The sequence below is a fragment of the Uliginosibacterium silvisoli genome, from assembly GCF_036017035.1.
In the GTDB taxonomy this organism is placed as follows: Bacteria; Pseudomonadota; Gammaproteobacteria; order Burkholderiales; family Rhodocyclaceae; genus Viridibacterium; species Viridibacterium silvisoli.
Map to the genome: position 1 here is coordinate 440210 of NZ_JAYXHS010000004.1, position 13615 is coordinate 453824.

Genomic DNA, 13615 nt, shown 5'->3' on the forward strand with positions numbered 1-13615 from the left:
TTTCTGCTCATGAGTCACGCTTATGGTCCGTATCGGCGGGGACGAACGCTCTCCGCCCCGTCACCATTCCTTCAGGCTTCAGCGTTTGGTCGCCTTGGCTAGCGCTGCGGCGAAGGCATTATTCAGGACGGGCTTCTCCTCGCGCCGCGCGCTTTGTTGTGGCTTGCCCGCCGGACGACGCTCGGCCTGCGTGGTTTTCACAGGCCTTGCGGTTTCATCCGAGAGGCGCATGGTGAGCGCAATACGCTTACGTGCGACGTCCACTTCGACCACTTTCACCTTGACGATATCACCCGCCTTGACGACCTCGGCCGGGTCCTTGATGAAGCGGTTGGTGATTGCCGACACGTGCACCAAGCCATCCTGATGCACACCGACATCGACAAACGCGCCGAAGTTGGTCACGTTCGTGACAACCCCTTCCAGCAGCATCCCAGGCTGCAGATCCTTCACTTCTTCGACGCCATCGCGGAATGATGCCGTCTTGAATTCCGGACGAGGGTCGCGTCCCGGTTTATCGAGTTCGCGCAGGATGTCCTGCACGGTTGGCAAGCCGAAGCGTTCATCGGTGTATTTCGTGGGTTCAATGCTCTTGATAAGGCCCGAGTCGCCCATCAAGTCCTGTGCCTTCTTTTTGACGTCGGCAAGAATGCGCTCAACCACGGGATAAGCCTCGGGGTGAACCGCCGAAGCGTCGAGCGGATTGTCGCCATGCATGACGCGCAGGAAACCTGCGCATTGTTCGAAAGTCTTGTCTCCGAGGCGCGGCACCTTGCGCAGGGCACGGCGGCTGGCAAACGCGCCATTGCTGTCACGGTAGTCGATGATGTTCTGGACCAGCGTCGCGTTGAGCCCGGAGATACGCGTCAGCAGCGCCGCCGAGGCAGTGTTGACGTCCACGCCGACGGAATTGACGCAGTCTTCCACCACCGCATCGAGCGAGCGCGCCAGCTTGCCTTGATTCAAGTCGTGCTGGTACTGGCCAACGCCGATGGACTTCGGATCGATCTTGACGAGCTCGGCCAACGGGTCTTGCAGACGACGCGCGATGGAAACGGCGCCGCGCAGGCTCACATCAAGCTGCGGGAACTCCCTGGCCGCGAGCGCCGACGCGGAGTACACCGACGCCCCGGCCTCGGAGACGACGATTTTTGTCAGCGACAATTCAGCATTCAGTTTCATCGCATCGGCCGCCAGCTTGTCGGTCTCACGGCTGGCAGTGCCGTTGCCGATCGCAATCAATTGCACATTGTGTTTGCGGGCAAGCGTCGACAAGGTGTGCAACGAGCCGTCCCAATCCTTGCGGGGCTCATGCGGGTAGATGGTCGCTGTATCCAGCAATTTGCCGGTGGCGTCGACCACGGCCACTTTGACGCCCGTGCGTATGCCGGGGTCGAGGCCCATCGTCGTGCGCGGCCCTGCCGGCGCAGCCAGCAACAGATCTTTCAGATTCTTGGCGAAGACGCGGATGCCCTCCTCTTCGGCCTTGTCGCGCAGCACGCCCATCAGGTCGAGTTCGAGATGCACCTGGAGCTTCACGTTCCATGTCCAGCGTGCCGTCTCCACCAGCCAGCGATCAGCCGCGCGGCCCTGATCACGAATGCCGGCATGCGCCATGATGCGGCGCTCGCAGGGGTTCGGTTCCGGCGTGCGCGAGCCATCTTCCGGATCAGTATCGAGCGCCAGCTTTACACGCAACACCTCTTCATTGCGGCCACGGAACAATGCGAGCGCCCGATGCGAAGGAATATTGCCGAGCTTCTCGCGATAGTCGAAATAGTCGCGGAACTTGCTCGCTTCGTTATCCGCTTCCTTTCCGGCCACGACGCGCGACACGACGACACCGTGCGAGCCCACATAGTCGCGCAGTTCGCCCACCAGTGAGGCGCTCTCCGCAAAGCGTTCCATCAATATCTGGCGTGCGCCGTCGAGGACCGCCTTGGTGTCGGCAAAGCCTGCGTCAGCGTTGAAAAACTGCGAGGCCTGGGTGTCTGGATCCAGCGAAGGGTTGCCGAGCAAGGCATCGGCAAGCGGCTCGATGCCTGCCTCGCGCGCAATTTGCGCCTTGGTACGGCGCTTCTGCTTGTAAGGAAGGTAGAGGTCTTCAAGCCGTTGCTTGGTTTCGGCTTCGCTGATTTCCTTGCGCAGGTCCGTCGTCAACTTGCCTTGCTCTTCGATTGCCGCCAGCACGGCACCACGCCGCTCTTCCAGCTCGCGCATGTACGCAAGCCGCTCTTCCAGCAAACGCAATTGCGTGTCGTCGAGGCCGCCCGTAGCTTCCTTGCGGTAGCGCGAGATGAAAGGCACCGTCGCGCCCTCATCCAGCAGCTCCACCGCTGCGGCAATCTGGCGAACCTGCGCGCCCAGTTCGGACGCAAGGCGCTGTTCTATGGTTGGCAACATGGCTGGCTACAAGCAAAAAGAAGAGGCGCGGACTATGCCCAAGCCCTGCCATGCAGGCAAGCCCGGATCGATCAGGAACAAATTCTGCTGCGCCGCTGCGTGGAGGTGCAGCCATGCCTGATATTTCATCCCAGCCCCCTGATTCTTCTCCGCGTCGCCCGCCGATAGATATCCACGAATTGGAGGGTCTTACAATCCTCAGGGCAAGATTGATCATTGATGCCGACGGGAAGGACGCGCTCCTGCTCGACGGCGACGATGGCACAAGTGTCACCGTCAACCTCCGGCAGAAGGGCCGCTCAAAGGCCTTTCTTGAAGTCAGTGGAGAGAACGTTCTGATGCCCGGCGAAGACTGAACACGGCTTGTGAAGTCTTGCAAACGCGGCAGGATGAGCTGACTCACAAGCTGCGACAATACGGGCCCCGGCTGCAGTGGCCCGTTGCGCAGTTCCGCTTTGATGAATCCCCCGCCCCGCCGCATTGCCCACCTCGACATGGACGCTTTCTATGCGTCGGTCGAGTTATTGCGCTATCCGGACTTGCGAGGGCAGCCCGTGGTTATTGGCGGGCGACGGGATCAACAACCTGTACAGCTGGCTGACGGCACGCGCCAGTACTCACGGCTGCGCGACTATGTTGGCCGCGGTGTGATCACTACAGCGACCTACGAGGCCAGGGCGCTGGGGGTAGGCTCTGCGATGGGGGTCATGAAGGCAGCACAACTGGCGCCCGATGCGGTCTTACTGCCGGTCGATTTCGACGCCTATCGACATTACTCGCGCCTCTTCAAGGCGGCGGTCGCTGAAATCGCACCTGAGATCGAAGATCGGGGCATCGACGAGATCTACATCGACCTCAGCCATATTGACGAAGCCAGCCTTCCACTCGCGCAACGCATCAAGCGCGCGGTGCACGAGGCAACCGGCCTGTCATGCTCCATCGGCATCACGCCGAACAAACTGCTCTCGAAGATCTGCTCCGATCTCGAAAAGCCCGATGGCATCACCATCCTCGGGCTGGAAGATGTTCCGCTACGTATCTGGCCCTTGCCGGTGCGCAAGATCAACGGCATTGGCCCGAAAGCCACCGAGAAGCTGACTGTGCTGGGCATTCACACCATAGGCGACCTGGCGCAAGCAGATGCCGCCACGCTGCAGGAACACTTTGGTCGCAGCTACGCTACCTGGCTCGGGGAAGTTTGTCGGGGCATCGATGAACGCCCCGTAGTCACAAGCTCGGAACCGAAGTCCATCAGCCGCGAGACGACTTTCGAGCGCGATCTGCATGCACGCCATGACCGCGCAAAACTGAGCGAGATCTTCACCGCGCTGTGCACGCGGCTGGCGGAAGACCTGCAACGTAGGGCCTATGTCAGCCGCACCATCGGCATCAAGCTGCGCTATGAAGACTTTCGCTCTGTCACGCGAGACCTCACTTTGCCGAGCCCGACGGCCGATGCCGCCACGATACGACGCGCCGCCGGCGAATGCCTGCGAAGGGTGTCCCTGGAGAAGAAGCTGCGCCTCATCGGCGTACGCGCCAGCGCACTGACGGCAGCCGCCGAAGCAGCTGCCGCCAATGAATCACTGCAAGGAGAGTTGCCGCTATAGGCCTCTCCCGGCCGAAGCCGGTCTAGTGCATCTTGCGTGCAAACGAACCACACAAGCGCTCGAAGACAAGCGTCTGCGCCTGTCGCGCTGCGGCCACCACGGGAGCCATACCGAAGAACTCGTGCGTCACGCCAAGGTAGTTCTGGTGCAACACGTCCGTGCCCTGCCCCATCAGACGGATCGCCAGGGTTTCACCCTCTGAGCGCAGGGGATCCACTTCCGCCGTGATGATGGTAGTCGGCGGCAACCAACCCAGATTAGCTTCGACCAGATTTATCAGCGGGCTGTCCTTGTCCTTCGGGTCCGCAAAGATCTGCTCAGCAAACCATTTCATCACAGCCTTGTTGAGCGGCTGGGCATGTTTGGTCTCCTTGTACGAGGGCGTTTCCATGTCGGTGCCGGCGAGTGGATAGATCAGGGCCTGATGCACCGGCATCTGCAAGCCGTTGTCGCGCGCCCAGACCGACACATTAATCGCCAGATTGCCGCCTGCGCTCTCGCCCATCACGGCAATGTTGTCGGCATACCCGCCGAGTTCCTCTGCGTTTTCCAGAAGCCACTTGTAGGCTGCATTGGCATCTTGGTGCGCGGCCGGAAACGGGTGCTCCGGCGCCTGTCGATAGTGAGCAGACACCACGATGGCATTAGCCCTCAGGGCCATGGCGCGCGGTGTGGCGTCGTAAGTGTCTATGTCGGCAATCACCCAGCCGCCGCCATGGAAGTAAAGGATCACCGGGAAAGGCCCGCGCCCTGCCGGAATATAGATGCGCGCTGGATTCGTGCCACCCACCGCGTCCGGGATGAGGATGTTCTCGGCCGCAACCGAAGCGACCTCGGCGTAGGCCTCCGTACCGCGGCGGTCGTCCAGCAAGATCTTCTGCACAGCATCGGCCGGCGAAGGTTGATTGCGGGCGCGCTCGACGGAGAGATGTTCGATCGGCAAGGCGCCCAACTCACCCAGGGCATCGACCACGCGCTTCATGTCGCGGTCGAGATTGTCGGTGGGGTTGATGCCCACGACGGCTTTCAGATTTTCAACAATTTCAGACAGCTGCATGATCGTCTCCTGTTCTTGGCTGCGTACGGATGATTCAGCAAAGGCCATTCCCACAGCCGGAAGCACGACAGCGTGCGCAAGGTGGTCGCAGCCGAAACACCCGTTGCTGCGGACTCAAGCCCTCGACAGACAGGTAGCTGCTGTTGAAATGAAACGATGGTCAGGGAACGTGCGAATGCTTGCCTCAGTCGCAACTTCGACACGGCGCAGCAGTATTGCTGGACAGTCCGGCACCTCACGCGGCGCCCATGGGAGGCCCGGAACGCAGCTCGACACCATCCGTGAAGGGCCTCTTCCCTGGCTATCGAAGCCCGTGACGCAAGCTCTCACCTGCGCGCCAGAATCCGCCGCATTGCAGCATCACAATCGCGCCGCAACGCAGCAAAACAAGGGCATTCCCTGACGTTGCAAACAAACTGAAACAGGTTAGCTTTGATGCCGATCAGGAGGTCTATGATGACCCCGTGGGACGATTTGCTGCATCAACCGATTGAGGAGGCTTGCACATGCACTACACCGCCGATCTTGTTCATGAATTGAATACCCTCATCCGCTTTGATCTGGCGACCAGCCAGCAAGGCATCAAGATCCACAAGAACGCCGACCCCTCCGTTATCGCCGCCACCAAGCGTCTCTATGACAAAGGCCTGCTCACCCAGCCGGATGGTGGCTATCTCACAGGCCTCGGCCGTGATGCAGCCGAGCATGCCCAGGCCGTGTTGATGATCCTCACCTCCAAACCCCGTATGCCCCTTGGCCGCGAGCCCAACTCGCCCGCCCAGCTCTACATATGAACGCATAGCGACTGCGCTGACCCACGGACAGTCGGCTTGACCCAAACGCCGCAGAGGCTCTCGTGCCCTGCGGCGTTTTGTTGTTTACCCGCGGCACCTTCCTGCGACATGACATCAGTATCCGCAATCGCTGCATGGCGCATGTGACGCGGGCTGTGCTTGAATAGCGGGCTGCATGCATGAACAAGAACGAGTGGAGAGACAGATGACAGCAAGATCGACTGCCCTGGCAGGCCTCATGACCGCACTCTGCGTGGCGGGCTGCGCCACCGGCGGCACGGATGAGACATCCTTCGCCAAGCTCCCGGCCAACGACATCGCTCGCCAGACCCTGCCAGCCAACGATGGCTGGGGCGCCGAAGGCGCTGGCACCACGGGCGGGGCCGCAGCACGTGCTGGAGACATCTACACCGTCAGCAGCCGCAAGCAGTTCGTCGACGCACTCAAGCGTTCAGGAAATAGCCCGAAGATCATCCGCGTGCAGGGCACGATCAATCTGAGTTCGGACGATTTCGGGCGCGAACTGTTCGCGAAAGACTACGCCGACCCGGCCTACGACTTCGAGGCCTACAAGAAGGCCTACGACCCGAACACCTGGAACCGCCAGGCACTCATCGGCGGGAAGCCCCCCATCGCGAGCGGGCCGCTGGCGGAGGCGCAGCGGCGCTCCTACCTGAAACAGCACAACGTCATCCAGGTACTGATTCCGTCGAACACCACCATCATCGGCATCGGCGCGGATGCAAAGATCGTCAAGGGCACCCTGTACCTCGACAAGGGCGTGGATAACGTCATCATCCGCAACATCGCCTTTGAAGACGCCTTCGATTACTTCCCGTGGTGGAACGCAGGCGACAGCTACAGCACCGCGCCGAACAACATCGGCTGCCAGACGACTTTCGTCGACGACACCCATGGCCCGCATCGCTGCAACGGTGGTCGCTGGAACTCGGAGTACGACAACATTTCGCTCAAGGGCGCCACGCATGTGTGGATCGACCATTGCAGCTTCAGCGACGGCGAGCGCCTCGACAAGCTCTATCCGCCCAACTACGCCGCGCCCTACAACCAACCCGAGCAGAAGATCGCGCATCACGACGGCTTGCTCGACATCACCAACGAATCGAACTTCGTCACGGTGTCGAACAACCATTTCTTCAACCATGACAAATCACTTCTCGTCGGTGGCAGCGACAACCAGGCTCTCGATGCCGGCAAGCTGAAGGTCACGTTCCGTCACAACATTTTCGAGAACCTGCGCCAGCGCCAGCCGCTGATCCGGTATGGCCAGGTGCATAGCTACAACAACCTGTTCACCGGCGCCCGCTCCGGCCCGCCCTACACCTTCTCCTATGTTTTCGGCCTCGGCACCTCGGCCCGGCTGATCGCGGAGAACAATGTCTTCGATCTTGGCGAGGGCATCGCGCCCGCCGACCTGCTGTACTACTACAACTACAGCAACACGGCAGCGATGGTGGACAAGGGCTCGGTCATCAATGGCAAGCCGGTGGACATCGTGAAGAGCTTCAACGCAACGCGTCCGCAGAAGGTCTCGGAGGATGTGGGTTGGACGCCAACGCTGGTATCGAAGCTGCAGCCGACGGAGGAAGTTCCGGCTTATGTACGCGCAAATGCTGGGGCTGGAAAGATCTGAGCAAAGAAACACGGGGGCTCGTTGCACATCGCTGCACCAGATGCCACGACGAGTCCGCACCGGGCTAGGCATTATTTGTAATGATGGTCCGTATTAAAGATCAGAAAGCCCGCCGCACCGAGACATGGCGTGCTGCGAGCATTTGATCAATAAACCAGTACGGCCTCATATTGAGGCCTACTTCACGTTAGACACTCATGAACTCACAACAGGCAGTTGAGCTATTTGTACGAATCGCGGTAGAAGCTCCGGGCCTTAGCGATGAGCAAATGTTTGATTCCTTGGTCGCCCATGGTTGCCCTGAACCACTCGCACTTCAATCCATACGGTTCATCCCTATTGCTTTTGCTAGGCAGTTCTTACATGGGATGGGTGTGTCATTCCATGATGAGTATTGGTATTTCGCCCCTGATGGATCGACAAAGGAACAATCTGCGCTTACAAGCGTTCCTGTGTTTGCTTCGGCTCAAGAATTGTCTCGCTCGCCGATGTCCAAGGAAGTTGTTTCACACGTTGTCTTCCGCTCTTCCGAAGCACACGCAGTCAACAACGCATTGAATGCAGGTTCAAAACCAGGGGATCTAAAGCTTGCCCCGGTTGCAATCTTTGTAGGCCAACCTACCGAGGCCGGGGCTGCGAAGGCTCAGGCAACGATTCAAGGCTATCTTTCCAAGCCCAAAGAAGATGTCAAGTCTCCGTGGTGGAAGCTATGGAAGTAGTCGTGTCTAACACTACAGTCGAGCGGGACAGCCACAAGCTGCGCTTGTGGTTCCCTACGCTTCGCTCCGGCTGCCCCTCACTTCCACGTTAGATTCAACGAATCAAGCAGAGCACCAAACATGGGCAAAGACGTCTTCCGGAAAATTGTCGGTTCAATATTTATTTTAGTTGGTCCCTATATGTCTTACGGCGCCGCAACATTCGCACTTAAGACAAGAAACCTGCTGGAGAACGGAGAGCGCACTACCGGGGTGGTTTTATACGTCGCACACTACTCCAGATCCTACTATCCAGTATTCGTATTTGAGGATGCACAGGGACGAAAATTCGAAGTCAAATCGCCAGATAGTTCAAAAGGGTACTTTCCCGGAGAAAAAGTCTCGGTCGTTTACGATCCTAATGAGCCCTTGGCTGGACGTATCGTCGACCTTGCCTCGGACAGTAATCAGATATTTCCTTCGCTATTTGGAGGACTACTTTTCTTGATAGGCGCGGTCCTGGTTATCTTTAGAACCCGCGTTGATGAGAATGGGAAATGGCCTTTTTTGCAGTAAGAAAAAACAATCTAACCCGGCAGTCGAGCGGGACGTCCAAAGCTGCGATTTGGATTCCCTTCGCTTCGCTCCGGCGCCCCTCACGTCAAACGTTAGGCGTCACCGGCCCAGGTTATCCGTCACGTATCCTGGCTGAGTTATCGTCCGTCACTATTTCGAAATTTCGTTAGGCCCGATATGCACGCACTCATGAGACTCAATCAACCGTCAGGTTTCGCAGCCAGGATTCTCGCAAACACACACCGCCGCACGCTGTTCGTCCTGCTCGCAACTGTGAGCATTTGCGTCTGCTCAGCACCGGCGCATTCGGCCGACAGCAAAGGAATGGAGCGTGCGACCGTCACGCTGCTGACCGATCCGTCTCTCTTCGCTCTTACTCCGGATTCGGCCACCAAAAAACTGGCGAAGTTTGGTCGCCTGCAGGAAGACACGCGCGCCGGTTCAACAGCAAGCGGCACTGCGGTGCGTACGTTCTTCATTGAGCTCAAGCCGTTTGGTCGCCGGGCAGCTGTCTTTTTCGACCGCAGTAGCAGCCAGCTTACGAACATCACCCTGATGTTCAGTCCCGAAGATCGAATCGACGCCGCGCGTGTGCGTGCGGCCCTTGCGCGCTCGCTCGGCGCGGCAAAAGAGTCGTCGCCGGCCGGCGGTAATCGCGTCGTCTGGTGGGATGGTGCCGACGGACGTCGCGTACAACTCATGCTCGACCCTGCCGGCATCGAGCCGGCGCAACTGTACATCGCCAGTGTCGGTCGCGAGATCAGCAAGTAGGGCGCAATAACCGGAGGGCATTGCGCCGGATATTCTGCCAGATCATTAAAAACATCCGGCGCAATGCGCGTTGCTTGTTGCGCCCTACTTGCTACTTGCTCTTTCGTATGACGACTCAGTCCTTCACCGCCACCCAGATCTCCAGTCCGCCAGTCCCCGTGCGCGAATCGAAGTTCTCGTCGTAGCGCTCGATACACGGCGCATCCGCCGCCTCCAGACCGGCTTCAGGCAACCACTTGTTCCAGATGGTGTTGAGCGTGCGGCGAATCGTCGACACGTGATCGCGATGCGTGAACACCGCGTAGCGTTGCTCGGGGATGCGTAGTCGGCTCCAGTCTGCGGGCAGGCCGGAAAAGCTGCTGACTTCGACGCCGCAGATGTACTCGAAATTTCCCGTGTCATCAAAGTTGCAGGCAACGCCGTAAGCCACCTTGCCAAGCTGTGCGGGGATCCTTGTTTCCAGCCAGGGCATGAAACGCTGCCACTGGGCGGGGATGCCAGCGCTGGTCTCGACGTCGTAACGCTGGCCCAACCCGGCGATGAGCAGGGGTTGGCTGTTTTCGAAGCGTGGTGCTTCGATTTCGGTGAATGTGTGGTCCATGCTGATCGGCTCCATGAGTGCAATGTCCTGCAAGTTGCCTTGCGCGCGAACGGCTTCGGGCGTACTGCCGAATTGTTCGCGGAAGGCCCGCGTGAATGCCTCATGGGAACCGTAACCGGCCTCGAGTGCGACAGACAGGATGTCCGTCTCGCCCTGCGCCAGAGCACGTGCTGCTTCGCTGAGTCGCCGGGCACGCAGATAGCGCGTGATCGGCAAGCCGGTCGCTGCAACGAACGCCCGCGACATCTGGAAGCGCGATACACCAGCGATGCCGGCGATATCGTCCAGCGTCAGCGCATCCGCGAAATGGCTCTCGATGAACCAGAGCGCCTTTTGCGAGGAATTGCCGGGGCTTTGCGTGGTCACAATCCTGTCTTCCCTGTTTGGCATGGACGCAGCTTGCGCTTGCAATGGAAGCCGCATTTGATCGGTTTTGCAGATGTAAGCTTTTGCCTGCTGTGCCGGTCGTTATCCGGGAGCGGTGTACGAACAAAGAATACGCGGCAAGGAGTCCGGAAATGACCGACAGCAAGGTGACGACTCATTCAAGAACCTCATCGGCAGATACGCAAGCAACCAGTTTGTCCGGTCGCCGCGCCCTGCTCCTGTCGGTTGCGACACTGGCCGGCCTGTGGGCGACGCGCAGCATCACGGCCGCTGATGCACCAGCCGGTAAGCCACCGGGCGAAGTGAACATCGTGCCGGTGACTGACGCCGGCGTCGTCCAGCCCGCAGTCAAGCTTGCGAAGGTGGTGAAGAGCGAAGCGGAGTGGCGCAAGCAGCTGTCGTCGATCTCGTTCGATGTGACGCGCAAGGAAGGTACGGAGCGTCCCTATAGCGGCGCCACCTGGAACAACCACGACAAGGGGCTGTATCGCTGCGTCTGCTGCGACACCGCCTTGTTCAGGTCAGACACCAAGTTCGACTCCGGCACGGGCTGGCCCAGCTTCTGGCAGCCCATCGCGAAGGAGAACGTCAGCGAGATCAGCGACCGCAGTTTCGGCATGCTGCGCACGGCGGTGAATTGCGCACGCTGCGATGCTCACCTTGGGCACGTCTTCGACGACGGGCCCAAGCCAACCGGGCTTAGATATTGCATGAATTCGGCTTCGATGCGCTTCGTCAAATCCACCTGATTGCCGCCAGAACTCCGTGTCAGCGGACTCGGCCCACACCACCCAGAAAGGCAGAACCATGCGTCTCCATTCCCCTCTCCGCGCATTCAGCCAACGGCTACTTGCAGTACGACAGAAGGCCCTGCCAGTCGCGCTGGTGTCGTTCATCGGGGCGAGCATGTGTGGCTACGTCGGCGCGAAGGAACAGGCCGTTGCCCTGCCGGATCCGGTACTGAACATCCCCGCCAAGGGCATGCAGACAGCGGTGTTTGCAGGCGGCTGTTTCTGGGGCGTGCAGGCGGTCTTCCAGCACAGCAAGGGCGTGATGTCGGCGATCTCCGGTTATTCCGGTGGGCCGGCCGACAAGGCCAACTACCCGATGGTGAGCGGCGGCGGCACAGGCCATGCGGAATCAGTGAAAGTCACCTACGACGCAACGAAGATTTCTTACGCCCAGTTGCTGAAGATTTTCATGTCGGTGGTGCACAACCCGACCGAGCTGAATCGGCAGGGGCCCGACACGGGCACGCAATATCGCTCGGCAATCTTCTACACAAATGAGGACCAGCAAAAGGTGACGCAGGCCTACTTCGAGCAACTCAAAGCCGCGAAGAGTTTCAGCAAGCCCATCGTGACCCAGGTCGTACCGCTCAAGGCCTTCTACGATGCGGAGGCTTACCATCAGGACTACGCCACGCTACACCCGGACCAACCCTACATTGCCTACAACGATCTACCGAAGGTCGCGAATCTGAAGAGCATGTTCCCGGCGATTTACCGCGATTCGATCAAGCCCTGACCGGGCACTCCCTGCATAAGAGACAAGCGGCCCAAGGTGGCCGCTTTTTTTGTCATACCCCTCGAGGCAAGTAAGATGTGGGGGTTACCGAACCTCAGGTCAGGAATCCCGCATGGTCCAGGCACGTCCTCGTGTGATCATCATCGGCGCCGGTTTCGGCGGCCTGTCAGCTGCCAAGGCACTTGCCGATGCAGCAGTCGATATCACCCTGATCGACCAGCGCAACCACCACCTGTTCCAGCCCCTGCTCTACCAGGTTGCCACGGCCAGCCTCTCGCCCGCCGATATTGCTGCGCCGATACGCAGCGTGGTGTGGGACCAGAAAAACCTGACCGTGGTGCTGGGCAAGGTCTCGGGGGTCGATACAGAGGCGAAGACCGTTTCCGGCGACAACGGCGTACGCAGCGGCGCCCTGCCCTATGACTACCTGATCATCGCCACCGGCGCGCGCCACGCCTATTTCGGCAACGATCACTGGGAGACTTTCGCGCCGGGACTCAAGACCATCGAAGACGCGACCGCTATCCGCCACCGCTTGCTGATGGCTTTCGAGCAGGCCGAAATGGCAATCGACGCGGCCGAAACCGAACGCCTGCTGAGCATCGTCATCATTGGCGGCGGCCCGACGGGTGTCGAGCTGGCAGGCTCGATTGCCGAGCTGGCGCGTGCTGCACTGGCGCGTGACTTCCGCCGCATCGATCCACGCAAGGCCAAGGTGATCCTCGTCGAAGCCGGTGCGCGCCTGTTGGCGACTTTCCCGGAAGATCTGTCGGCTGCCGCGCTCAAGTCCCTGCAGCGCCTCGGCGTGGAAGTGCGCCTGAATGCCCGGGTCAGTGACTGCAATGCCCAGGGCGTGAAGATCGGCGACGACTTCGTCGGCGCCGGCACCATTCTCTGGGCCGCCGGCGTACAGGCATCGCCCGCGGCCAGCTGGTTGAAGGTCGAGGCGGACCGCGCGGGTCGTGTCAAGGTCGCGGCCGACTACAGCATACCCGGCCACCCGGATGTCTTCGTCGTTGGCGACACCGCTGCGCTGACCGACGCCAGGGGCGTAGTCGTCCCCGGCGTGGGCCCCGCCGCCAAGCAGGCCGGGAAATATGCCGCTCGCGTGATCATGGCGCGACTGCATGGCGAGGTCGCGCCAGCAGCTTTTGTATATCGCAACTACGGCAACCTCGCGACCATCGGACGCCGCGCTGCCGTCGTCGACTTCAACTGGATCAAGTTGCGCGGACCGCTGGCCTGGTGGTTGTGGGGTGGCGCGCACATCTTCTTCCTCATCGATTTCCGTAACCGGGTAGCCGTTGCCATCAACTGGCTGTGGTCCTTCCTCACTTACAAGCGAGGTGCACGCCTGATCACGGGCCCGACAATCACCCAGCCACGCGAGGCAGACACGGAAAGGAAAGGGATGTCGCAGGAATAGCCCATTCGCAATCCAGCGAACTATCGCGCCGATTTCGTGACCAACAAGCGGCAGTGATCGGCGGGATCGCTGCCACTCCCCATCGCCTGACAGCACATGCCACGCGGCATT

General features: G+C 60.0%; 13 protein-coding genes. 10 read left to right on the forward strand and 3 right to left on the reverse strand.

What is annotated here, in order from left to right:
* Positions 1 to 78 precede the first annotated feature (78 nt).
* A complete protein-coding gene (locus VVD49_RS19815; protein ID WP_327600961.1) occupies positions 79 to 2403 on the reverse strand; it encodes a Tex family protein in 2325 nt (774 codons plus the stop codon).
* Between the two features lie 113 nt (positions 2404 to 2516).
* On the opposite strand from VVD49_RS19815, the gene VVD49_RS19820 reads away from it, so the two are divergent.
* Both VVD49_RS19820 and dinB read left to right on the forward strand, forming a co-directional pair.
* Positions 2517 to 2759, forward strand: a complete 243-nt coding sequence (locus tag VVD49_RS19820; protein WP_327600962.1) for a hypothetical protein — start codon at positions 2517 to 2519, stop codon at positions 2757 to 2759.
* Between the two features lie 102 nt (positions 2760 to 2861).
* Positions 2862 to 4013 carry a DNA polymerase IV gene (gene dinB, locus VVD49_RS19825; protein ID WP_327600963.1) on the forward strand — a complete coding sequence of 384 codons (1152 nt, stop codon included), beginning with the start codon at positions 2862 to 2864 and terminating at the stop codon, positions 4011 to 4013.
* Positions 4014 to 4035: 22 nt separating this feature from the next.
* Here dinB and VVD49_RS19830 read toward each other — a convergent pair whose 3' ends face one another.
* Entirely contained in the window at positions 4036 to 5070 is a 1035-nt protein-coding gene (locus VVD49_RS19830) for an alpha/beta hydrolase (protein ID WP_327600964.1), read from the reverse strand.
* Positions 5071 to 5576: 506 nt separating this feature from the next.
* Between VVD49_RS19830 and VVD49_RS19835 the strand changes: the two genes are divergently transcribed.
* From VVD49_RS19835 to VVD49_RS19855, 5 genes are all read left to right on the forward strand, one after another.
* Positions 5577 to 5864, forward strand: coding sequence for a TIGR02647 family protein (locus VVD49_RS19835; protein WP_327600965.1), 288 nt, complete (start codon positions 5577 to 5579; stop codon positions 5862 to 5864).
* Positions 5865 to 6069: 205 nt separating this feature from the next.
* A complete protein-coding gene (locus VVD49_RS19840) occupies positions 6070 to 7518 on the forward strand; it encodes a pectate lyase family protein (RefSeq protein ID WP_327600966.1) in 1449 nt (482 codons plus the stop codon).
* A 197-nt stretch (positions 7519 to 7715) separates the two neighbouring features.
* Positions 7716 to 8237, forward strand: a complete 522-nt coding sequence (locus VVD49_RS19845; protein WP_327600967.1) for a hypothetical protein — start codon at positions 7716 to 7718, stop codon at positions 8235 to 8237.
* A gap of 120 nt (positions 8238 to 8357) precedes the next feature.
* Positions 8358 to 8792, forward strand: a complete 435-nt coding sequence (locus VVD49_RS19850) for a DUF3592 domain-containing protein (RefSeq protein WP_327600968.1) — start codon at positions 8358 to 8360, stop codon at positions 8790 to 8792.
* 324 nt (positions 8793 to 9116) lie between these two features.
* Positions 9117 to 9563, forward strand: a complete 447-nt coding sequence (locus tag VVD49_RS19855) for a hypothetical protein (RefSeq protein WP_327600969.1) — start codon at positions 9117 to 9119, stop codon at positions 9561 to 9563.
* 115 nt (positions 9564 to 9678) lie between these two features.
* Here the strand turns inward: VVD49_RS19855 and VVD49_RS19860 are convergent, their stop codons facing one another.
* Complete coding sequence (locus tag VVD49_RS19860) at positions 9679 to 10554, reverse strand: AraC family transcriptional regulator (RefSeq protein ID WP_327600970.1); 876 nt, start codon at positions 10552 to 10554, stop codon at positions 9679 to 9681.
* Positions 10555 to 10682: 128 nt separating this feature from the next.
* On the opposite strand from VVD49_RS19860, the gene msrB reads away from it, so the two are divergent.
* From msrB to VVD49_RS19875, 3 genes are all read left to right on the forward strand, one after another.
* Positions 10683 to 11300, forward strand: coding sequence for a peptide-methionine (R)-S-oxide reductase MsrB (gene msrB / locus VVD49_RS19865; RefSeq protein ID WP_416384916.1), 618 nt, complete (start codon positions 10683 to 10685; stop codon positions 11298 to 11300).
* 58 nt (positions 11301 to 11358) lie between these two features.
* The gene (msrA, locus tag VVD49_RS19870) at positions 11359 to 12078 is read left to right on the forward strand and encodes a peptide-methionine (S)-S-oxide reductase MsrA (protein ID WP_327600971.1); all 720 of its coding nucleotides are present in this window, start codon (positions 11359 to 11361) and stop codon (positions 12076 to 12078) included.
* A 112-nt stretch (positions 12079 to 12190) separates the two neighbouring features.
* Positions 12191 to 13504, forward strand: a complete 1314-nt coding sequence (locus VVD49_RS19875) for an NAD(P)/FAD-dependent oxidoreductase (protein ID WP_327600972.1) — start codon at positions 12191 to 12193, stop codon at positions 13502 to 13504.
* Positions 13505 to 13615 lie beyond the last annotated feature (111 nt).